We start from the raw sequence: 21,484 nt of genomic DNA, 5'->3' as shown, positions 1-21,484 counted from the left end.
CGGGCGGGGGGTGGGTTGAGAGGTGGACCTTAAATTTTTTGTTTGGACATTGGTCCTCGAACCCGCCCCCCACCCGTCTTTGGGTGGGGGTGATTTTTGGGGGTGGGTACGACAGTTTCGCGCCGCACCCTATGTAGAGCCTGCGCAATCGGAGTCCGATTGTGCAGTCAGGCCGCTAGCGGACCGGCGGGGTGACGGCCGTCGGTCTTTCGGCGGCGCTCGCCGAACGCCACACTTTTGGCGCCATTGGGAAACCCGCGACTCGTCGACGGCGAGCGCACTGGCCCGTACTCACCGAGCCGGACAAACACGACAGTCGCCTCAGTCGTCACGGATAGTCACGACACCGACGTGCTACCCATCAAGCCGCGGGAAGCGAGGTATCCAAACGGCAGGGGAGATGGGTGGGCGGCGACCGAGCGAGGGCGAAACGTAGACTGGACCGTTGTGAGTCTCACCCTGGGCATTGTCGGCCTGCCGAATGTCGGCAAATCCACCCTCTTCAACGCGTTGACGAAGAACAACGTGCTCGCGGCGAACTATCCGTTCGCCACCATCGAGCCCAACGTTGGCGTCGTGCCGTTGCCGGACGAGCGGCTCGACAAGCTGGCCGAGCTGTTCAAGTCCGCCAAGATCGTGCCGGCGACGGTGTCGTTCGTGGACATCGCGGGCATCGTCAAGGGGGCCAGTGAGGGCGAGGGGTTGGGGAACAAGTTCCTCGCCAACATCCGCGAGGCCTCCGCGATCTGCCAGGTGATCCGGGCGTTCTCGGATCCGGACGTGGTGCATTTCGCCGGCAAGGTCTCGCCCGTCGACGACATCGAGACGGTGAACACCGAGCTGATTCTGGCCGACCTGCAGACGCTGGAGAAGGCGCTGCCGAGGCTGGAAAAGGAAGCCAGACTTAAGAAAGACACCGTGCCTTATGCGGAGGCCGCCAAGAAAGCCAATGAGGTGCTGGAAAAAGGCATCACGCTGTTCTCCGGCGCGCAGGCCGCGGGTGTCGATGTCGACTTGTTGCGTGAGCTGAACCTGCTCACCACCAAGCCATTCTTGTACGTGTTCAATGTGGACGAAGAAGAGCTCGGCGACGAGACTTTCCTTGACTCACTGCGCGAACTCGTCGCGCCGGCCGAGGCGATCTTCCTGGACGCCAAGGTCGAGTCGGAGCTTTCCGAGTTGCCGGCCGACGAAGCTGCTGAGTTGCTGGAGGCGATCGGCCAGCCTGAGCCAGGGCTGAGCCAGCTGGCCAGGGTCGGGTTCGCGACGCTCGGACTGCAGACCTATTTGACCGCCGGCCCGAAAGAGTCGCGGGCCTGGACGGTGCCGATCGGGGCCACCGCACCGGAAGCCGCCGGAGTCATCCACACCGACTTCCAGCGCGGCTTCATCAAGGCCGAGGTCGTCTCGTACGACGACCTGATGGCCGCCGGCGCGATGGCCGCCGCGAAGGCGGCCGGCAAGGTCCGCATCGAAGGCAAGGACTACGTCATGGCCGACGGCGACGTCGTGGAGTTTCGGTTCAACGTGTAACCGGCTCGCCCGGTCCATCGGCATTTTGTGCAGCGGTCGGTGCGGATTCCGCTTAGCGGCGAGGTTGCTCAGCGCCGTCCGATCGGGCGTTCTCGGCTATCGCCTGAAGCGCGGAGATGTGTCCGGCCAGGGTCTGCCGGCCGGTGTTTGTGAGGTTGAGCCAGGTACGCGGACGTTTGCCGACATAACCTTTGCGGACCTCTACGTAGTCGTTCTTGGACAGGGTGGTGACCTGTTTGGACAGCGCGGAGTCGGACAGCTTCACCGAGTCTCGGACGAATCCGAACTCCGCCCAATCGGCGGCGGCGAGCAGGGCGACGATGGCTAGTCTGGTCGGGTCCAGCAGGAGTTGGTCGAGCTCGGCCACGACTCAATCCTTGCCTTGCCTGCGCAGCAGCCACAGCTGGAACCTGGGGCCAATGGTGGCGATGTAGAGCCCGGCCAGCGCACCGTAGTAGATCTGGCCGTACGGCACGTGGAGCAGCAGGACGACCAGGGCCACCACGATCCCGATCCCCAACACCGGAGCCATCCGCAGCAGACGCCAGGAGAAGCTGAGCGGAAGGCTTCGGCTCGACACCGTGACCGGACGGCCGAGCAACGCACTTCCCACCCGGGTGCGCAGAGCGAGGGTGAGCGCGACGGTGAAGGCCACCAGCACCCAGATCAGCCAGACCTGTGTCGCTGGGAACAGGGCGTTGACCGCGCAGTAGAGGAAAATGACCAGACCGCTGACGATCCACAGCCACCGGGACCCCGCGGCGGAGTTGATCACCCGCTCCTTGCCCTCGTGGACCGAGCGTAGCGCTGCCGCCGCCTCTTCCGGCGTTGGCTCGTTCACCGTGCCGCTCCTTCGCATGTTATTTGTTCACGGTGCGCAGAATGAGCCACTGATCAAACCATGCGCCTGTTGTGGTCAGCACCATCAGGACCAACCCCATGATCAAGTGTGCGTAGCTGTGCAGCGGCGCCGCGCTGTCGGTCAGCCGGGTCAGGCCCAACTGGAGTAGGACGCGAACGCCGACCAGCAGTATGACCAGCATCCGGGCCCGCGGTGACCGCCACACCGCGCGAATGTACTGACGGCGACGCGAGAGCAACGTGAACCAGAGCGTGAGGTGCGCCGCGACAATGACCAGCGGCAGCAGCCCGACCAGCGGGTACTGCGAGCTGAACTGCTGGCTGATGTCGAAGCTGGCCACCAGCAGTCCGGCCAGCACGAAGTATCCAACAGGCAGGCCTTTGACCTGCTGTTGTGTCGATTCCAACGGTAGTTGGAGTTCTGTTGCCGGCATCACTTTAACCTCCTCGGAAAATACTTGCCTGAAGAGAAAGTACCTCACGCTTTCCGTTCAGGCAAGTACTTGCCTGAGACGCCGGCCAGGCTGGGCGTCGCCTTCCCTTCCGGCTCGACAACACCGATGACCACTGGGGTCAAGCTCTAACGTTTTGAGCCCCTGCGCTCCCGTGTCGGACTCGGTTAATGGCTAGTAGGCTAGCCATTAGGGCGTATAATGGGGTTTTTAGTCGCCGTTATAGCAAGGGAGGCCGTGGTGGCGAGATCTTCTGTCCCGGCGCGAACGCGTCTTGCTGCCCAGCGAATCGGTGAGTACCTCACTGTATGGCGCAAGTTGCAGGGCCTTACGGCTGAGCAGGTGGCCGATCGGGCTGGTATGTCCCGAGACACTCTGCGCAAGCTGGAACACGGTGAGGTGACCGTCGGTTTTGACGTGTTTCTCAACGTTGCCCGGGTCCTGGGCACGCTCGATCGGGCTGTCGAGGCGCTCGACCCGTATGAGACCGATCTGGGTCGCGCCCGTGCTGATCAGGCTCTGCCGAAGCGGGTCCGGCGATGAGCGAAGCCGTCTTGGTGTCCGTCGAGCTCGCGGGGCGAGCCGTCGATGCTGGTGTCGCGTATTTCAGTCGACGCCGCAACGTGTTGTCGACGACTTTTCGTTATGACGAGGAGTATCTGGCTCGACGGAATGCGTATGCGATCGACCCCGCGATGCCGCTGACGCAGGGCACCCATGTCATCGCCGGTCTACCGGGATCGTTCGCCGACTGCTCTCCGGACTGTTGGGGAAAGAACCTGATCGCGAAGCGCGTACGGCTTCGGGCGCTCCGCGGGGGAAAGACCAGCTCGTCACTCAGTGAGAATGACTACCTCCTGGGTGTGAGCGACCTGACTCGTCAGGGAGCACTGCGCTTTCGTACCCAGCCTGACGGCCCGTACCTGAACCCGGATCTGACTGTCGCCACGTTGGTGGAACTGCCGAGGCTGTTGCGTGCCGCCGATGCGGTGGCACGCGATCCCGACGACCTGTCGGCCGTCAAGGACTTGCTGGACGCCGGCTCAGGTTCACTCGGCGGTGCTCGGCCCAAGGCTTCCGTGCGCGACGGTGGCCGGCTGTTCATCGCCAAGTTCCCTCATCACAGCGACGAATGGGACGTCATTGCGTGGGAGAAGACCGCGCTCGACCTGGCTCAGCGTGCCGGTATCGACGTTCCGGCCCGCCGGCTCACCGCCGTTGGCGGCAGATCCGTACTCATGTTGGAGCGATTCGACCGCGAAGCCGATCGCCGGATGGGGTACATCAGCGCGATGACATTGGTGCGAGGTCAGGATGGGAGCCCGCAGGACTATCTCGAGGTGGCCGAGACGTTGACCGAGTTGGGATCACGCGTTGGCGTTGATCTGCGGGAGTTGTGGCGACGAATGGCCTTCTCCGTCGCCATTCACAACACGGATGATCATTTGCGCAACCACGGCTTTCTTCGCGACGGACCGTCCGGTTGGCGGCTGGCGCCGGCCTTCGATATCAACCCGAACCCGGACGACGGCAGCCAGCGCGTGACAGGTATCGGCGGCGCGTACCGCCGTGATGACGAACTTGCGGGGTTGCTGGCCAATGCCGAGTCGTTCCGGTTGTCGGACGCAGAAAGCCGTCGAGTGCTTCGCGAGGTGTTGGACGGTACCGCGGGCTGGAGAGAAGTCGCTGTTGGCAACGGTGTCCCGAAGGCCGAACTGCCCAGGTTCGAGCAGGCGTTGGAGGGCCTCCGGGCACAAATGGACCAGCTGGCCGACTGATGGTGCGGCGTCAGATGCGCACACCCGTACTGGTTCCGGCAACGCCGTAGGTCGTTTTCGCTGATGACAGTGTTGCGGTCGACAGTTGGACCAACGCGATCTGCGGCTCAACTCCGCAGAGCGCCAGGCACGGAGCGCGACCACAGCAGCCCTTCGACGCCGTCGACGAACGTCGTGCACACCGCTTCCGCGTCCGCCAGGCATCCGGCCACCATCGCACCGTCTCGCAGCATCACGAGGTGCCGGGCCGCCGGCTTGGCGGGACCGTCCCCGATCTGCCCCAGCAGGTCAGCCACGGCGTCGAGGAACCATTCGCGATGTTCCAGGACCGTACGGTGCACCGGGTGCGCCGGATCGGAGTATTCGGCGGCCGCGTTGAGGAAGGCGCACCCGCGGAAGTCCTTCCGCCGGATGTCCGCGGCGATGTCGGCGGTGATCCCGCGAACCGCGTCCTCGGCCGACTCGCTGCTCGCCAGGGTTGCCGCGAAGCGGTCGCGCAGCGCGCGGTCGGCCGCGCCGAGGTAGGAGATGACAAGGTCTTCCTTGCTCGGGAAGTGCCGGTAAAACGTGGCCCGAGTCGTGTCCGCTTCGGTGATGATCCGGTCGACCGGAACCGAGTGCAGACCTTCGGCGTAGAAGATCCGACTCGCCGTCCCCAGCAGCCGCGACCGCGCCTCGGACGGTCGACTGCCCACACCTCGCTGCACACCCCGACGCTACCAGATAGAACGTTCATTCTTGACAAACGCCGAACCGTCCTGCGAACATGCGAAGAGGCTACAAGACAGAACGTTCTATCTATAGTTAGCTGGCCTCGAAGGAGCCCCTCATGAGTACCGCTGCCACTCCCGTCGCCGTCGGATCCGCTCCGGCACTGCGGCGCCTGTACTTCGTCCGGTTTGCGTTCGCCGTCGTCTGGGCGGCGCTGATCGTCGTCACAGGGAGCCAGTTCGGGCCGGCTGCCGCCGCACTCGTCCTGCTCTACCCTCTCTTCGACGTAGCCTCCGCCATCGTCGATGTCCGGGCATCGAAGTCGTCGTCCTCACGCTGGGGGCTCTACCTGAACATTGCCGTCAGCCTCCTGACCACCGCCGGACTCGGCGTCGCCGTCACCTCCGGAATCCCCGCGATCCTGCGCGTCTGGGGTGTCTGGGCCGTCGTCGCTGGCCTGATCCAGCTCGTCGTCGGAATCAACCGGCGAGCGCTGGGCGGCCAGTGGCCGATGATGCTCAGCGGCGGCATCTCCGTGATTGCCGGCACCAGCTTCTTGTTCATGGCGGCGGGGCCGGATCCCTCGCTCCTCAATGTGGCCGGCTACGCCACGCTCGGCGGCATCTTCTTCCTCGTATCGGCGCTGCGCCTGGGCCGCAGCATCTCGGAGCACTGAGGTCGACGTGTTCCTTGATGTCGCCCGTGTTCTGGGTACGCCGAACGGCGAGTTCTGTGCTGATTCAGGACTAGCGTCGCCTTGACTTAACGTGTTCGTACGATCGGGCCGATTGGTTCTTTCTTTTGGCTTAGTTTTCGATCGGGAAGCCCGCAAATCCAGACCGTGCCGGCGTACGAACGACAGGCATGAAAGTAAGCCGAGCGACGGTCTCACGCTCTCATCATCGTGACGGGTTGCCGGCCGATCGAGTTTTCCGGTGAACCCGGCCGAAGACGACCCCTGGCACCTGGATTTCGAACTGCTGGCACCGGGATGGGCGCTGAACGCGTTGGAACCCCTTGAGGAGGTCCTGTACGCGGAGCACTTGTTTCGTTGTCCAGCTTGCCAACACGGGGTCGGAAGACTGATCAGCACGCTTGGTTTGCTCACGCTGGAAGGCGAATTCGTGGACGGCGTGCCGGCGGAACTGGGGGATCGGATTCGACTGGCGGTCGCCGCCGACGACCTGGCGCACTCCCAGCGCAAGGCCGTACCCATTGAGGTTGGTCCGCTACCGGCGAAGGAATTCGTCGGAATTCGGAGAAAACGACGTCCGAGATATCGGTTGTTGGCCGCTGCCATGGCGCTAGTCGTGGTGGTGGCCGGCGGGGCATACGGCTTGGAAAGCCGATATGTCGCACGGGCCGCCGCTGAGCAGCGGCTCGTACGGGAACTGGAACAGCCACGGTCGCGGCTCGCCACCTTGGCCACCCCCGTCGGGAAACCGGTCGGCTATCTGGTGGCCAGTGGTGGCACGGTCGAATTCATCGCGGACGGGCTGGCCTCGAGTCCAGCCGGGCAGCGGTATTGGGCTTGGGCGGTCAGTGGGACCGTGGCGCGGCCGCTGGCCGGGTTTTCCACCGATGACGCGGGTCCGGCTCTGCATCCACTGGCGGTCCGGTTTTCCACGATCTCGGCGGCCGTTACCTTCGCGATCAGTTTGGAGCCGGCGACCACCACACCGATCCGTCCCACTCAAGTGGTAGCCAGCGGACCCAGCCAGGCATAGCGCTCGCCCTTACTCGGCCGGGGCTTTACGGCTTTGTGCTGCTCTGGAACGGAAGGTGATGGTGGATGCGGACAGCAGGACCAACCCCATCACCGGGTTCACGGTCATGACAGATCCCGATTTCGACGACGTTGACCTGTTGAAGCGAATCTCGAGGGGAGATCACCAGGCTTTCCGACGATTTTTCCTGCGCCACTACCGGTTCTGCATTCAGTACGCGTACCGGATTGTCCAGGATCCGGCCGGCGCCGAAGACGTGGTGCAGGATGTCTTTCTTTCGGTGTGGACCGGGGCGGCCCGGTTCCAGGCCAGCCGGGCTCGCGCGGTCACCTGGCTGCGAACGATCGTGCACCACCGGGCGGTCGACCACATTCGGCGGGCAGCCAAGGAAAAGTCGACTGGTGTGGGTTCGCTGCAGGATCTCGCGGCCAGCGCCACCGGCGTCGCCGCGTCGAACCCGTTTCAGGAAGTGTGGACCGCGGATGCCGTACTGAGCGCGTTGCAGGCGGTGAACGAGCTGCCGCGGCGACAGCACGAGCTGATCGTGCTGGCCTACTTTCGCGGCTACACCCAGTCCCAGATCGCCGAGGCCACTGGGATTCCGTTGGGTACGGTCAAAACTCGTACGATCGCGGCGCTTCGCTCGTTACGGATCTCGCTTAGCCACTTGAATGACCGGGAAATGCGCTAGTGGGTGGTGAGGCCGCTAGCGATCACCACGCTCGGCCGAGCCGGAATGCTTTGTCCCGACTCAAGACTCACGGCGAAAGCGGTCGCCTTGCCCACCTGCTTGCCACCCACCAACAGATCGACAGGGCGGGGCACCGCACCGGAACCGGAGACGCTGAAGCTGCCCAGTGGCCGGGGTGCTGTGTTCGCACCCCACACGCCCCACAGCCAATATCGCGTACGCGCGGAGTCGTTGGCGGCGACGCCGTCCGTCACCACTTCCAGATCCGCGCCGCTGGTGACGACGTACGCGACTCGGTGCCCGTCCGATGTGGACAATGCGGTCGACTGGCTGCCGGGTGCCAGCAGCTGGTGGATCAGATGCTGCTGTTGGACGGTGGCGTGGCTATCGCTGGTTTGCGAGCCGCGCAGCACCACGTTCCAGCCGCCGAGCGCGACCACGATCACAGCGGCGGCCGCGGTGACCATCCAGGGCACCGATCGCACTGTTGGACGCCTTGATCGGTCCTTCCGGCTTACGCTCAAAATCAGCGGCCGTACTGAACCTGCCTCGTAATGTGCCGCTGCCGCCCGAATCCGATCGCCCAGCGTCGCCGGCGGTTCGTCGGAGGGCAGCTCGAAAGCGAGATCTCCCAGTGTGTCAACAAGTTCGTCGACCGTACGTTGGCAACCCTCGCAACTGTCCAGATGCGGCTGGAAAAGCTGCTCGTCGCTGACATCGAGGCCGTGCAGCGCCCAGCCCGCCGCGAGTTCCTCGAACCGTTGATGAGATCGGGCGTCGGTGAGGTCGAGCTCGCTCACAGCGCACCTCCTTCTGGTGCCAGACCCGCGCCGAGCACCACCCGGAGCCGGCGCATGCCGGCCAACATCCTGGTTTTCACGGTGCCCAGCGCAGTGTTGGTCAAGGTCGCGACCTCGCGTTGGGTGTAGCCGCCGAAATACGCCAGCACCAAAGCATCTCGCTGGGGGCTGGGTAATTGGCTGAGAGCGCCTCTGACCCGCTCGCCGATGACTGTCGTCCAGACCCGGTCGTACACCGCCTGGGACACGCCGTTGGCGTTTTGTTCCACCAGAAACTCCTGGGTGGCCAGGCTACGCCGGCGCCGCAGCGACTCTTCCCGGCGGACCGCGTCCACCGCCTTGTGGTGGGTCACCGAAAGCAGCCAGGACGCGAAACCGCCGCGCGCCCGGTGATAACTGTCGGGATCTTTCCACAGCGCCAGGAAAACGTCCTGGACCACGTCCTGGGCGAACCCTTCGTCGCCGGTGATCCGGCGGGCCAGACTGTACGCCGGTTTGCCGTAACGCTCGTACAAAGTGTCCAGCGCGGACGTGTTCCGCTCGGCCACCTGAGCCATCAGCTCGGCGTCGCTGGTCTCACCTGGTTCCGCTGTCCGACGGCCCGACGCCCTGCTGGCGCCTGACGATGTCTGACCGACCATGGGACTCCTCGTCATGCCATTCGTTCGTCACCGAACCCGATCCGGATTCCCGGTACGGCTAACCGCTCGCGATGATCTCGACAGTGGGGTGAGATGTGATCGTACGTGCCCATCCGAAAATCCGCCGCGCACGTATACCTGTCGTGGTTTTCGCAGGTCAGCACGGGGGAAAGAGAAATTCGTGGCAACCGGCAAACCAAAATGACAAGTGCTACGAACACTTCACGTGGCGGTTCTCGACCGACGGTTGGAGAGTCAGTCGAAAAATTTCGACGAGGGGCAATCCAATCCGCCAGACGCCCCGAACGTTGCTCAGAATCGCCGCAACAAAACAGCACAAACCCGTTTGACCGCCCGGACACCGGTCCTGGCGCGGAAGATTACCGGCAGGGCCGGTTACCAGAAAGGAAGTTCCACCGTGAACCCGTGGAACACCAAGAAACTGACTCGGGTCGGCATGGTCGTGGTCGCCGGCGCGCTCGCCGTGGGCATGAGTGCCTGCAGTGGCAGCACCACTGCCTCCTCGAACAATTCTTCGGCGCCGGCCGCGCCAGCCACCTCCGCGGCCGCGGCCGCCCCGGTCGGGGAGAACTTCGGCTCGGGCTGTGCGTCCGTGCCCAAGACCGGTGCCGGCAGCTTCCAGGGCATGTCGGGCGCCTCGGTCGCCAACGCCGCGAGCGCCAACCCGGTGCTTTCCACGCTGGTCGCAGCGGTTAAGCAGGCCGGTCTGGTGGACACTCTGAACAGCCTCCCGGCGGCCACCGTTTTCGCGCCCTCCAACGCAGCTTTCGCCAAGATCCCGGCGGACCAGTTGAAAAAGGTGCTCGCGGACAAGGCGACGCTCACCAAAATCCTTACCTACCACGTGGTGGCCGGTAAGAAGCTCACCCCGGAGCAGGTCATCGGCACCCAGACCACCGTCGAAAAGGGCACCCTGACCGTCGCTGGCAGCGGTGAGGACCTGACCGTCAACGGCAACGCGAAAATCGTCTGCGGCAACGTGCAGACCGCCAACGCCACCGTCTACATCGTCGACACTGTCCTGATGCCGCCGGCGTAAGGTAGCGGTCTGTCTGTGATTTGGCACGGCGGCTCCGGCGCCCAGAAGCCGTCTGGCCGCACCGGGGGACCGCCCCCATACGACCAGGTATGAGGGCGATCCCCCGGCACACCCAGCCGGCTCCTGGATCACCGGATCCACCATCCCAAATCACAGACAGACCACTAGCAACCCCAAGGCCGGATCAGCCCAAGCGGGCTGGTCGGGCTTTTTGTGACCGGACGGGGATGCGAAAAAGAAATCTGAACCGGGGCAGGAGTGATCGCGAACACATAGCTGCGGGAACCCTCGCGACTCAGCAGCTCGAGAAAGGTCCATCCAGTGTTCGGAAAAACCTTCGTTCGCGACCTCATCAGCCGCAGCGCTGAAAGCGGCCCAGATCGTCGTAAGTTCCTGGCCGCCGCTGGCGCCGCCGGCCTCGGCTTGGTGGGTACGGGTGCGCTGGCGACCGCTCTCGCGCCGACGGCGAACGCCGCCATCGCGCCGGCCGCCAAGAAAGAGGCGGCCTCCGCCGCCGCGATCAGTGACTCGGCGATCCTGAACTTCGCGCTGAACCTGGAATACCTGGAGGCGGAGTTCTATTCGTACGCAGTCCACGGCTACGGACTCGCGGACAGCCTCACCACCGGCACCGGCGCCCGGGGCGGCGTGACCGGCGGTCGCGCGGTGCCGTTTCTGTCCCGTACGGTACGCCAGTTCGCCCAGGAAATCGCCGGCGACGAATTGGCGCACGTGAAATTCCTGCGTACGGCCTTGGGCGGTGCAGCGGTGTCCCGGCCGGCGATCGACATCAAGAACAGTTTCACCGCGGCTGCCCGCGCGGCCGGTCTGATCGGGTCGCACCAGACGTTCGACCCTTACCAGAACGAGAACAATTTCCTGCTCGCCGCCTTCATCTTCGAAGACGTCGGCGTCACCGCGTACAAAGGCGCGGCCCCGCTGGTCAGCAACAAAACCTACCTGGAAGCCGCTGCCGGGATTCTCGCCGTCGAGGCCTACCATGCCGCCACTATCCGCAGCACGCTCTTCCAGCGCGACTTGTGCAGCGCTGCCAACAAGATCTCGGACGCCCGGGACAGCCTCGACGGCTCGACCGACGACGACCAGGGCATCACCGCCAAGGGCAACGCGAACATCGTTCCCACCGACAGTAACGGTGTCGCGTATTCCCGGTCCGCGGACCGGGTGCTGAACGTCGTTTATCTCACCCCGAAAACGGCCACCGCCGGCGGCTTCTTTCCCAACGGCGTCAACGGCGCTATCAACACCAGCGGCGGCTGATCGAGCAGCCATACCAGCCCCATGTCCGCAACGCCCCGATGCGCGCGCCCGCCGCAAGCAACGGGCGTTGCGGACATCGCGCACTGACATTCGCCGGACAAGGCCAAGCCGAGGGTTCGTACCGAACGTCAGGTAAGTCCGGTGCACGGCGCGATCCGCGCATGCCGGTGAGTACGGAGGGGCTGGAGGCGATGATCGTGGCGGGTGCCGATCCCGAGGCCGGCGTACCAGCCGACCGGCCATGGCGGGCGTTGCTGGGGTATACCAAAGGCCTTCGCCGGGTGCTGGTCTTGGGTGGAACGCTCAGCCTGGTCGGCGGCGCCGCCGGGTTGGCGCAGCCGCTCGCGGCGGCCGCGGTGATCGACTCGCTCGGCGAGCACCGGTCCGTCTGGACCGCGGTCGTGCTGCTCACCGGCCTGGTGATGGGCGCGGGAGTGATCTCCGCACTGGGCTACTACCTGCTTGAACGTACGGCCGAGTCGGTCGTGTTGGCGGCCCGCCGGCAGCTGGTGGGCAGGATTCTGCGGCTGCGGATGCGCGAGGTGGACGAATTCGCCCCGGGCGACCTGATGTCCAGGGTCACCGCCGACACCACCCTGCTCCGCCAGGTGACCACCCAGTCGCTGGTCCAGCTGGCGACGAATTCGCTGATGCTGGTCGGCACGATTGTTCTTATGGCAGTGGTTGACCTGCCGTTGCTGGGCGTCACGGCCGCGGTCGTCGCGGTCATCGGGGTCATCGCCGCGGTCATGATGCCGCGCATCCGGCAGGCCACCCTGCGCGCGCAGGAAGCGGTCGGGGCGATGGGATCGGCGCTGGAGCGGGTGCTGGGCGCCTTTCGTACGGTCAAGGCCGCCGGCGCCGAGACACATGAGTACGACGCGATCGACACCACCGCGCGGGCCGCCTGGAAACAGGGCGTACTGGAAGCGAAATGGCAGGCCATCGCGGGCACGTCCACCGGACTTTCGCTGCAGGTCGCCTTTCTGGCCGTACTCGGGGTGGGCGGTGCCCGGGTCGCCTCCGGCGGGCTGCGCGTCGCCGAACTCATTGCTTTCCTGCTTTATCTTTTCTACCTTGCCGAACCGCTCAGCGAGTTGGTCCAGGCGATTTCCCAACTGCAGGTCGGCGCGGCCGCGGTGGCCCGCATCCAGCAGGTGGACCGGCTGCCGATCGAGCCCGCCGAGCAGCGCCGTGGCGCCAGCACCCGGCCCGCTCAGCCGGGTCCGGCCGCGATCAGGTTCGACCGAGTGTGGTTTGGTTACCAGGAAACCGATCCCGCGGTGCACCGCAATCTGAGTTTCCAGGTACCCGCCGGAAGCACGGCCGCGTTCGTCGGCCCGTCGGGCGCCGGCAAGTCGACCATTTTTGCGCTGTTGGAAAGATTCTTCGAACCGAACTCGGGCAAGATCGAGGTCGGTGGCCGGGCTATCGACGACTGGAAACTGCGCAGACTGCGGGCCATGATCAGCTATGTCGAGCAGGATGCCCCAGTGCTTTCCGGCTCGCTGCTGGACAATCTCTTGCTCGCCGACCAAAGCGCGAGCCAGGAACAGGTCGATGACGCGGTCCGGCGGGCCCGGCTGACTTCGCTGGTGGAACGGCTGCCGGCCGGGCTGGACACGATGGTCGGCCATCGCGGCACCCGGCTGTCCGGCGGCGAGCGTCAGCGAGTCGCCATCGCCCGCGCTTTCCTTCGGCGGCCCAGAATTCTGCTGATGGATGAGGCGACCGCCAACCTGGACGCCATCAACGAACGTTTTCTGATCGAGGCCATTGACAACCTGCGCGAAACCACGACGGTGCTGACCATCGCGCACCGCCTGTCCACCGTGGTCGCCGCGGACCAGATCATCGTGGTGAACAACGGCACAGTGGACGCCGCCGGCACGCATCAGGATCTGCTCGCGAGCAGCGAGCTCTATCGTACGCTGGCGCAAACCCAGCTGCTGACCGCGGAATCGCTGGCCGGTAGTGGACCTCAACAGACAAAGCAAAACAATGAACCGGGACCGCATCCGCACCGAATGCTTTAGGTAAGGAAGTTCAAAGCCAGCGAAACTTCTCTGTCAGCTGGCGGATTTATTGAAAGGAGGTGGAGAAACATGAGCAGCAACAACGAGCGTCGGCGCTGTCGCGGAGGCAGCATTTTCGGCTTCCTCGATGTCGTCCTGTCCATCCGGGGTGGTTTTGGCGGCCGATACGGCCGGCGGTAGACAACACCTGCGAAATGAGCTCCCGCGCCACTTCTCGGCGCTGGAGCTCATTTCCGTACGCGACGAGAATCATTTTTCATTTCCTGGTAACCAAAAGCCGGATCAGCCCGAGCGGGGCTGGTCCGGCTTCTCGTGACCTTGGGCCGACAGTTCAGGGCTTTCGGGCGACGCCGCCCAGGACCATGCCGTAAATGGTCGGTTCGCTGCCGGTCAGCGGGCCGCCAGGCCACCACCTGTGCAGCTGGACCAGGCCCGGCTCGACGAATTCCAGACCGTCGAAGAGCGTGACGATTTCCTCGTACGGCCGGAAATGGGTGGTCGCGTTAGTGGTCCGGTATGCCTCTTCGATCGCCGTGGTCATCCGGTCCAGCTCGCTGTCGTCATGCGGGTTGTGCACGTGGGTCAGCGCCACATACGACCCGGACGGGAGGTAGCCGAGGTAGCGCGCCATCAACGACTGTTGGTCGCTGAGCTTGTCGATGTGGTGCAGGGTGGAGCCCTGGATCATCCCGATCGGGCGGTCCAGGTCCAGAAACCCGCGGATCTTGTCGTGCGCGAACAGCTCGTCTGGTTTGCGCAGGTCAGCGGCGGCGAAGACGGTACGGTCGTTGTCCTCAAGCAGGGCCCGCCCGTGTGCCACCACCGTTGGGTCGTTGTCGACGTACACGACCAGCGCGTCCGGGTTGGCGCGTTGGGCCACCTCGTGGGTGTTGTCCATGGTGGGCAGGCCCGATCCGCAGTCCAGGAACTGGTCGACGCCGGCCGACTCCGCCAGCCAGCGGACCACCTTGCGTGACCAGTCCCGGTGCAGCCGGGCGACCGTTGGCATGTGCGGGTCGATGGCGATCATCTTGTTGAAGACGGCCCGGTCGACCTCGAAGTGGTCCTTGCCGCCGAGCGCGTAGTCGTACACCCGCGCGATGCTGGGAACGGTGGTGTCAATTTTCGGTTCGGCGCCCACGGATCCGCTGCTCCCCTCGTGTCCTTCGTACGCCGCAGCGTACGAAGGTCCAAACGTACCGCCCACGCCGGCGCACCGTGAAGTCCAGCTGGCTCCAGCTAACGGTTCTTGGCGACTCGGTGCCAGCCGATGGCGATGGGAATGGCGACCAATGCGCCGACCAGGCCGGCGAGTGCGACGGTGGGTGCCGGCCCGAGGCGGTCGGCGAGTACGCCCGCGCCCAGGGCGCCGAGTCCTTGAGCGGTGATGAGGCCGGAGGACAACAGCCCGGCTCCCTGGGCGCGTTGTGCGTCCGGGAGCCGGCGCATGAACGAGGCCGTGCCCTGGATGTTGTACGCGGTGGCCAGCATGCCGGACATCGCGAACAACGCCATCGAGATGAGCAGCGAGGGTTTCAGCACGCACAGAATCAGTGGGATTCCAGCGAATATCCCCAAAACGCCGATTACCCGAATCTGCAGGTGTTCGGGGACCCACTTCCCGAAGATGATGCCGCCGATCACGCTGCCGACCGGGTCGCTGGCCATGATCAACCCGACCGCCACGGCCCCCGCTCGCAGGCTCGAGGCGTACGGCGCGGCCAGTGCTTCGGGCGTCACGTAGAAGCCGGCCAGCCAGCACAACGCGATCAGCGCGCGCAGTCCCGGATCGCCGAACACCACTCGTGCGCCGACGACCGTCGATGCCAGGAACGGCCGGCGTCCGGTCGCGGTCTGCGGGCTGGCGGCCGTACGCCGGCGTACTCCGCGCCGAAGCAGCGCGGCGGACAGCAAGAACGTGACCGCGTCCAACCCCAACCCGACGGACGGGTTGATCGCGGCCACCAGCAGGCCGCCGCCGGCGAATCCGACCAGCTGCGCCGACTGGCTGGTGATGTTCCGGATCGCCATCCCGACCGTGTACGTCGGGCCGCTTAGTACGTCTGGAAGCAACGCCTGTTGCGCGGCTTTGAAGGGGCCGTTGAGCAGCGTCACGACTGTGACGAGCGCACATAAGGACCACAGCGGCAGGCCTGGGATGGCCATCGCACCGACCAGCGCCGCGCGCGCCAGGTCGACGACCACCATCACCTCGCGACGCGGGTACCGGTCGCCGAGGCCGGACAGCAGGATCCCGCCCACCAATGCGGGTACGAAGGTCAGGGCATACGTCAGCCCGGTCAGGAAGGCCGAACTGGTCCGTTGGAAGACCAGCACGGACAGCGCGACCCGGGCCAGTTGGTCGCCGCCGACCGACAACAGCTCGGCCGTCCACATCGCCCGGAACTCGGCGATCGCGAAGACGGCCGCAAAACGCACTCGTTCGCCAGTCTGCGCCATCGATATCCCCGCTCAGCCGACGACTCAATGTAGTTGGCCGTGTGCCGAATGTCACCCTCTTGGGGAGAATAAGCGCGATAAGGCGTGGGAAAACCTGTCGACGTACGAATCATGCGTGAGCTGATCGGCTCGATCGCGGCCGATCAGCCGCGAATGTGACGTGGTGGGTGAGTGATGGGCTCAGGTGTCGCGGTTGCGCATGACGTCGATCTCCTTTGTGGCTGTTGGTGACGTACGAGGCAGGAGTGACTGAGACGATGGCCTCACGTGTCGCGGTTGCGCATGACGGCGGCCTTTCTGTGTGTGTTTGGTGGGACGAATGAGGCTCAGGTGTCGCGGTTGCGCATGGCTGCGGCCCTCCTTCATGGCTGTTTGACGGCGTACCAGGGATGGCTCAGGTGTCCCGGTTTCGCATGATGACGGCCCTCCTCTGCGGCTGCGTGTGTCGGCTGGGACAGGTGGGGCTCACGTGTCGCGGTTGCGCATGACAACAACCCCCTCCAGGGCGGTTTGGGGGCGAAGTACGAGGTTCGTCCTTGGCCCCGGCGATTTTCGGGTGGACACTGGTGGGCGACATACCAGGGGTGGCGTTGTTATGAGTATGGATGACGTGACAGTCGGCGGCGGTGCCGTTGCGCTGCCCGTTGACACCGCCGCGGTGGTACGAGCCACGACCCGGGCGATGATATCGCCGCATCGGTGGACGTTGTGGACGCAACGGCCGCGGCTGATCGCGTACTGCCTGCTGGTTGAGGTCGTCGCAATCGCGGCCACGGTGTTTCTCGTCGGTAGGACGCACCTCCAGCTGACCGACGCGGTGGTGCTCGCCGGGCTGGCCGGGATGGGGATCGCGCAGGCCGAGCTGGGCCGGCAGGTGGAGCGGCTGCGCCGGCTGGTGAACGCGACTCCGCACATCAACATGACCTCGGTGTGGACCTTCGCCGCTGTCCTCCTGCTGCCGCCGGCCCTGGTCGCACTGCTGGTCGCCGTGCTTTATACCCACCTCGCCGTACGCAGCTGGTATCGGCTGCGCAGAGTGCCAGCTTTCCGGACGATTTTCAACGCGTCCCTGGTGATCCTGACCTGTTACAGCGCCGCGTCGGTGCTGGCGTACGCCGGCGTCACCGGCATGCATGCCGCGCTGACCGCACAATGGCAGGGCGTCGCCGCGATTGGCGGCGCGGCCATCGTCTATTTCGTGGTCGGCGCACTGGTCGCCCTCCCCGGCCTGACGATTACCCAGCCGTCAGTTAAGGAGTTCTTTGGCGGTTGGGCGGACAACCTGCTCGAAATCGCCACCCTGTGCCTGGGCATGTTGACCGCGCTCGCGTTGGCCACCCTGCCGGCGCTCGCTTTGATAGTCGTGCCACCGATGTTGTTGCTGCATCGCGGAGTTCTCGCCAAACAGCTGGAAATCGCGGCCACCACCGACGACAAGACGGGCCTTTTCAACACCACCGCCTGGCGGCACATCGCGACCCAGGAGCTGGCCCGGGCCCAACGGCACGCCCAGGCCAGCTTCGGCATCCTGATGATCGACCTCGATCATTTCAAGCAGGTCAACGACACTCATGGGCACCTGGCCGGCGACCAGGTGCTCAAAGGTGTCGCCACCGCCATCAGCAACGCTGTCCGGGTCTATGACTCGGTTGGCCGCTTCGGCGGCGAGGAGTTCGTCGTACTTCTCCCGGACATCCCCGAAACCACGGTGCTCGCGGTCGCCGAAAGGGTCCGCGAATCGGTCGCCGACCTCGCGGTCACCGTACTGTCCGACGACGACACCGCGGTGATCAACAATCTTTCGGTCTCTATCGGCGTCGCCACCTACCCGCATGCGGGCACGGGCGTGGACCGCCTCCTGCAGGCCGCCGACAAAGCCATGTACTCCGCCAAAACCGCCGGCCGAAACCAGGTCGTCAGCGTCACAGCTACCGCCTAGCGGTGGGCGCGGGACTCTCGCGACTGGCGCCCAGGGCTATTAGCGAACTCACTAACAGTCGCGAATGTAACGGAACGGCTCACAAAACGGGCCGTTTCGTTACATTCGCGGGTGAATTCCTACTGCGGAGGGCCGTCATGCGGGTGATCTGCGGTGTCCTGGTTTGCGTTGTCCTGGCCGCGGTAGTGGCCGTGCCCAGCGCGGCGAGTGCCGCGTACGCCGACCCGCTGACCACGACGACCAAGCAGAGCCTCGACTGGCATGCCACCCCAGCCGCCGCGCTGACCGCGCTCGACAACGCGTTGCCCAACGTCAGCGCCAACACGGTGGCGCACGACGGCGACTACTCCATGACGGGTTGTACGAGCACCGAGAAGGCCGCGCTGCCGATCGCGCCGGCCGCGACCACCTCGATGTGCTGGGACTCGGACCGGGCCGGCAGTGCGGCCTGGTCGCCACAGGGAATCACCACGTCGGGTGACGCGGACGCGGACGGGAGGTGGGGAGCGGACAAGATCATCCTGTCCGGCTGGCATGGCACCGACGCGCTGGGTCGATACAACGACGCCCGGATCATGGTCGTCAACTATGACAATCCCGCCGCGCCGACATTCCGGATGGTTTACCTGGCCGTACCCAACAGCACTGGCAGCACTTTTATCGCAGCCAAGGCACACATGGGCGGGATGGTTTGGTACGGCGATAAAATCTACGTCACGGCGGTTGGCGACACGTCCACCGCGATCCGGGTTTTCAGTACGACGCATATTCTGCAGATGACCGACAGTTCCAGCGCGATCGGCAAAACATCCGGCGGTTATGCCGCGTACGGCTACAAATACGCGATGATGCAGGTCGGCTATTACACGTACGCGGGTGGCACTTGTGACATGGCGTCGGACTCGGGTGTGCCGTGTTTTTCGTCCATCTCACTGGATCGCAGCACGTCACCGGACAGCTTGGTGACCACCGAATACTTCTCCGATCAGAGTCTCTACGGTCGCCTTTATCGCTATAACATGGGCACCGACTATTTGCTGGCCGCGACTTCTGGGACTGTGCCGGCGCAGGACGCGTACCGGAGCCACGTCGGCAACATGCAAGGCGTGCTGGCCCACGGTGGCACCTGGTATGTGGCGCACAGCTCGGCCACCCAGCCCGGCCAGCTCTGGGCGCAGACCACCGCCGCCAGCAAGTCGGCCACCTGTGGTGCCACTTCGACGACGGTGTGTTGGGCGATGCATCCGGAGGCGCTCACCTACGACTGGGCCACCGGCCTGGTCTGGTCCCAGTCCGAGTGGTCGCCTTCGGACTGCACTGCCGCCGCGCAGACGTGCGGCCGCACTCTCTACGCCGTTCCGCTCACTTCTCTGCCATAAACAGCCGCGCTGGCAAACCCGTACAGATCTTCCTCTAGTGTCCTGCGCCCGAAGTTCGCTACTTTCTCCGGCGCCCAGACGGCGTCTGAGAGCACCGGAGAATCGCCCACATACCACCAGTATGAGGACGATCCTCCGGTGCACTCAGGCCACCGTCTGGATCACCGAATAAAGCAACGAACTTCGAACCCAGAACACTAGAAAATATACATGCGAGCCGGTATGTTTCTGCGCAGTGATCGGGGTCACGCGTGGTAGGGGAGGCATCAGTGGTCGGCGGCGACGGCGATGAGCTTCTCCAGCTCGCCGCGCGTGGTCGCCCAGAGCGCCGCGACGGACCGCTGGCTGGACACGAAGCTCGTCAGCAGGACGCCCCGCATCACCGCGAGCGCGGTCAGCATGACGGCGGTCGCGTCCGGACTCGCCATCATCCCCGGCGCCGCACTGGTGAGAATCTCGGTCACCGCGACGGTCACCCGCTTGTCGAGCCGAATGACGTGCGGGCGCAGCTCGGCGTCCGTCCGGCTGGCGAGCCACAACTCCGCGATCGCCACGAAAGTGGGACTGTCGTGCAGATCCCACAGCCGGTCGACCAACGCCATCACGGTTTTCGTCTCACTGTCACAAATCGGCGGATCGGCCCGGAACTTGTCGGTAATCTGGTCGGCCGCGTGTTCCAGCGCCGCGGTCACCAACTCCGCCTTGGTGGCGAAATAATGCGCCTGCGCGCCCCGGGTGACGCCAGCCCGAGCGGCGATCTGGGCCGCCGTCACATTCGCATATCCGTGCTCCACAAGGCTTTCCAGCGTCGCGTCCAGCAACGCCGTCCGAGTGGCGGCGCGCCGCTGCGCCTGGGTCCGCCGCACCACACCTGCCATGGCGCCACTGTATCGGGTCCGCATCGAAATGGCCGGCATTCCCGCCTCCCGTCAAAGGAGCCACCGATGACCCGCCTGAAAACGCTCGCCCTCGCTGCTGTTTTCCTGACAATACTGGGCATCGCGGCCCCAGTTGGCGCGGCCGCGGCGGTACGGTTCAGTGCCGTCGCCAACTATTGGACCGGCGGTGTGGGTGGCAGCGGCTGGCACGCCCACAGTGTCGCGGCGGCGGATTTCACCGGCGACGGCCGGCCGGATGTGGTGGCCGCCGACTACTTTGCCTTCGGCCCACCATTTCTGCTGACCAATCGCGGTGACGGCACGTTCACCAGCCCGGGCCGGTCGGTGCCGGCGCCGCCGGCCGGGCCGGTCGGCATCGTCTACACCGGCGATTTCAACGCCGACGGTAAACCGGATTTGTTGCTGACCACCGATCTGGCGGTGCAGATCGACCTCGGCCGCGGCAACGGCACTTTCACCGTGTCGTACGACGCGGTGCTCCCGCAGGGATTTCAGGACGATGCCTCGATCGGGGATCTGAACCACGACGGAAAGCTCGATTTCGTGGTGAAGACCGCGGCTGGAGTGCAGAGTTACCTGGGCCGCGGCAACGGGACTTTCAGCGTCGGCCCGTTTTCCGCACTGCCCGCGCCCGCGGTGTCCACCTCCAGCATCACGCTGAATGATTTCAACGGCGACGCCTATCCCGATCTCGCCGGCGCGAATGCGATCAGCCAGCAGGCGTTTACCCTTTATGGGGACGGCAAAGGCGGGTTTACCGCTGGCGCAAGTGGATACGTCGGGCTCGGCGACGGCAGTACGGCCGTGGTGCCGGGCAGCGTAGTGGCCGGGGATTTCAACCATGACGGGCGTACGGACCTGGCCGCCATCGACGAGTTCGACACCGGCACCAACTCGCTCGCCGTCCTGATTTGCGACGGGCATGGCGGATTCCTGCCGGCCAAGCACTATGACGCTGGTTTCGCCGACGCCAACGCCGAAATCGCGGACCTGAACGGTGACGGCAACCTCGACATCATCGGCAGCGACACCCTGCTCAACAACCAGGTAGTCCAACTCGGTCACCCAGATGGGACCTTCTCGCTCGGCGGGAAGTTCCCGGTTGACGCCAATCCGCAGACTCCGGTCGTCGCGGATTTCAACGGTGACGGCAGAACAGACATTGCCGTGGTCGGCGACGGCCTGTCCGGCGCCACCCCGCTCAGCCAGCTTTCCGTCCTGCTCAACGAGTCGTGA

At 65.0% G+C, this 21,484-nt stretch carries 21 protein-coding genes; 12 read left to right on the top strand and 9 right to left on the bottom strand.

The window, feature by feature from the left end; genetic code table 11:
- Positions 1-447 precede the first annotated feature (447 nt).
- Positions 448-1,533 carry a redox-regulated ATPase YchF gene (gene ychF / locus ABD301_RS32790; protein WP_344314115.1) on the top strand — a complete coding sequence of 362 codons (1,086 nt, stop codon included), beginning with the start codon at positions 448-450 and terminating at the stop codon, positions 1,531-1,533.
- Positions 1,534-1,585: 52 nt separating this feature from the next.
- Here the strand turns inward: ychF and ABD301_RS32785 are convergent, their stop codons facing one another.
- Genes ABD301_RS32785 through ABD301_RS32775 form a run of 3 tightly spaced genes read right to left on the bottom strand, consistent with a single transcriptional unit; the run spans position 1,586 to position 2,828 of the window.
- Positions 1,586-1,900 (bottom strand): transcriptional regulator, encoded by a 315-nt coding sequence (locus tag ABD301_RS32785; RefSeq protein ID WP_163573305.1) that lies wholly within the window; start codon positions 1,898-1,900, stop codon positions 1,586-1,588.
- 3 nt (positions 1,901-1,903) lie between these two features.
- Positions 1,904-2,374, bottom strand: a complete 471-nt coding sequence (locus ABD301_RS32780) for a hypothetical protein (protein ID WP_163573306.1) — start codon at positions 2,372-2,374, stop codon at positions 1,904-1,906.
- A 19-nt stretch (positions 2,375-2,393) separates the two neighbouring features.
- The gene (locus ABD301_RS32775; RefSeq protein WP_344314114.1) at positions 2,394-2,828 is read right to left on the bottom strand and encodes a hypothetical protein; all 435 of its coding nucleotides are present in this window, start codon (positions 2,826-2,828) and stop codon (positions 2,394-2,396) included.
- 219 nt (positions 2,829-3,047) lie between these two features.
- Here ABD301_RS32775 and ABD301_RS32770 point away from each other — a divergent pair, with 219 nt between their 5' ends.
- The gene (locus ABD301_RS32770) at positions 3,048-3,389 is read left to right on the top strand and encodes a helix-turn-helix domain-containing protein (protein WP_163573307.1); all 342 of its coding nucleotides are present in this window, start codon (positions 3,048-3,050) and stop codon (positions 3,387-3,389) included.
- Positions 3,386-4,624: a type II toxin-antitoxin system HipA family toxin gene (locus ABD301_RS32765; RefSeq protein ID WP_344314113.1), complete on the top strand. Its 1,239-nt coding sequence runs from the start codon at positions 3,386-3,388 to the stop codon at positions 4,622-4,624. Before ABD301_RS32770 ends, ABD301_RS32765 begins: the two co-directional genes overlap by 4 nt.
- 107 nt (positions 4,625-4,731) lie before the next feature.
- On the opposite strand, the gene ABD301_RS32760 is transcribed toward ABD301_RS32765, so the two are convergent.
- Positions 4,732-5,331, bottom strand: a complete 600-nt coding sequence (locus ABD301_RS32760) for a TetR/AcrR family transcriptional regulator (RefSeq protein WP_344314112.1) — start codon at positions 5,329-5,331, stop codon at positions 4,732-4,734.
- 122 nt (positions 5,332-5,453) lie between these two features.
- On the opposite strand from ABD301_RS32760, the gene ABD301_RS32755 reads away from it, so the two are divergent.
- The 3 genes from ABD301_RS32755 to ABD301_RS32745 all read left to right on the top strand — a co-directional run bounded on the left by ABD301_RS32755 (position 5,454) and on the right by ABD301_RS32745 (position 7,753).
- Complete coding sequence (locus ABD301_RS32755) at positions 5,454-6,011, top strand: hypothetical protein (RefSeq protein ID WP_163570907.1); 558 nt, start codon at positions 5,454-5,456, stop codon at positions 6,009-6,011.
- A gap of 259 nt (positions 6,012-6,270) precedes the next feature.
- Positions 6,271-7,062, top strand: a complete 792-nt coding sequence (locus ABD301_RS32750; RefSeq protein ID WP_163570904.1) for an anti-sigma factor — start codon at positions 6,271-6,273, stop codon at positions 7,060-7,062.
- 106 nt (positions 7,063-7,168) lie between these two features.
- Positions 7,169-7,753, top strand: coding sequence for an RNA polymerase sigma factor (locus tag ABD301_RS32745; RefSeq protein ID WP_344314111.1), 585 nt, complete (start codon positions 7,169-7,171; stop codon positions 7,751-7,753).
- Here the strand turns inward: ABD301_RS32745 and ABD301_RS32740 are convergent.
- Both ABD301_RS32740 and ABD301_RS32735 read right to left on the bottom strand, forming a co-directional pair.
- A complete protein-coding gene (locus tag ABD301_RS32740; RefSeq protein WP_344314110.1) occupies positions 7,750-8,553 on the bottom strand; it encodes an anti-sigma factor in 804 nt (267 codons plus the stop codon). The two genes, ABD301_RS32745 and ABD301_RS32740, sit on opposite strands and share 4 nt — an antisense overlap.
- Positions 8,550-9,194: a sigma-70 family RNA polymerase sigma factor gene (locus tag ABD301_RS32735; RefSeq protein WP_163570895.1), complete on the bottom strand. Its 645-nt coding sequence runs from the start codon at positions 9,192-9,194 to the stop codon at positions 8,550-8,552. The genes ABD301_RS32740 and ABD301_RS32735 overlap by 4 nt, the downstream gene beginning before the upstream one ends.
- A gap of 418 nt (positions 9,195-9,612) precedes the next feature.
- Here ABD301_RS32735 and ABD301_RS32730 point away from each other — a divergent pair, with 418 nt between their 5' ends.
- The 3 genes from ABD301_RS32730 (at position 9,613) to ABD301_RS32720 (ending at position 13,571) form a co-directional block, all read left to right on the top strand.
- Positions 9,613-10,254: a fasciclin domain-containing protein gene (locus ABD301_RS32730; RefSeq protein ID WP_344314109.1), complete on the top strand. Its 642-nt coding sequence runs from the start codon at positions 9,613-9,615 to the stop codon at positions 10,252-10,254.
- A 321-nt stretch (positions 10,255-10,575) separates the two neighbouring features.
- Positions 10,576-11,535, top strand: a complete 960-nt coding sequence (locus ABD301_RS32725) for a ferritin-like domain-containing protein (protein WP_344314108.1) — start codon at positions 10,576-10,578, stop codon at positions 11,533-11,535.
- A gap of 161 nt (positions 11,536-11,696) precedes the next feature.
- Positions 11,697-13,571 carry an ABC transporter ATP-binding protein gene (locus ABD301_RS32720; RefSeq protein WP_344314106.1) on the top strand — a complete coding sequence of 625 codons (1,875 nt, stop codon included), beginning with the start codon at positions 11,697-11,699 and terminating at the stop codon, positions 13,569-13,571.
- Positions 13,572-13,902: 331 nt separating this feature from the next.
- Here the strand turns inward: ABD301_RS32720 and ABD301_RS32715 are convergent, their stop codons facing one another.
- Both ABD301_RS32715 and ABD301_RS32710 read right to left on the bottom strand, forming a co-directional pair.
- Positions 13,903-14,712 (bottom strand): SAM-dependent methyltransferase, encoded by an 810-nt coding sequence (locus tag ABD301_RS32715; RefSeq protein ID WP_163570894.1) that lies wholly within the window; start codon positions 14,710-14,712, stop codon positions 13,903-13,905.
- A gap of 98 nt (positions 14,713-14,810) precedes the next feature.
- The gene (locus ABD301_RS32710; protein ID WP_344314105.1) at positions 14,811-16,031 is read right to left on the bottom strand and encodes an MFS transporter; all 1,221 of its coding nucleotides are present in this window, start codon (positions 16,029-16,031) and stop codon (positions 14,811-14,813) included.
- 595 nt (positions 16,032-16,626) lie between these two features.
- On the opposite strand from ABD301_RS32710, the gene ABD301_RS32705 reads away from it, so the two are divergent.
- A complete protein-coding gene (locus ABD301_RS32705) occupies positions 16,627-17,970 on the top strand; it encodes a GGDEF domain-containing protein (protein WP_344314103.1) in 1,344 nt (447 codons plus the stop codon).
- Positions 17,971-18,107: 137 nt separating this feature from the next.
- Complete coding sequence (locus ABD301_RS32700; RefSeq protein WP_344314102.1) at positions 18,108-19,349, top strand: hypothetical protein; 1,242 nt, start codon at positions 18,108-18,110, stop codon at positions 19,347-19,349.
- Positions 19,350-19,615: 266 nt separating this feature from the next.
- Here ABD301_RS32700 and ABD301_RS32695 read toward each other — a convergent pair whose 3' ends face one another.
- On the bottom strand, positions 19,616-20,227 hold the full coding sequence (locus ABD301_RS32695) for a TetR/AcrR family transcriptional regulator (RefSeq protein ID WP_279581710.1): 612 nt from the start codon (positions 20,225-20,227) through the stop codon (positions 19,616-19,618).
- Positions 20,228-20,293: 66 nt separating this feature from the next.
- Between ABD301_RS32695 and ABD301_RS32690 the strand changes: the two genes are divergently transcribed.
- Positions 20,294-21,484, top strand: coding sequence for an FG-GAP repeat domain-containing protein (locus ABD301_RS32690; RefSeq protein WP_163570890.1), 1,191 nt, complete (start codon positions 20,294-20,296; stop codon positions 21,482-21,484).

This window comes from Fodinicola feengrottensis, assembly GCF_039530045.1.
GTDB lineage: Bacteria > Actinomycetota > Actinomycetes > Mycobacteriales > HKI-0501 > Fodinicola > Fodinicola feengrottensis.
The sequence above is the reverse complement of the archived record's forward strand: the minus strand, read 5'-3'. Positions and strand labels throughout refer to the sequence as shown.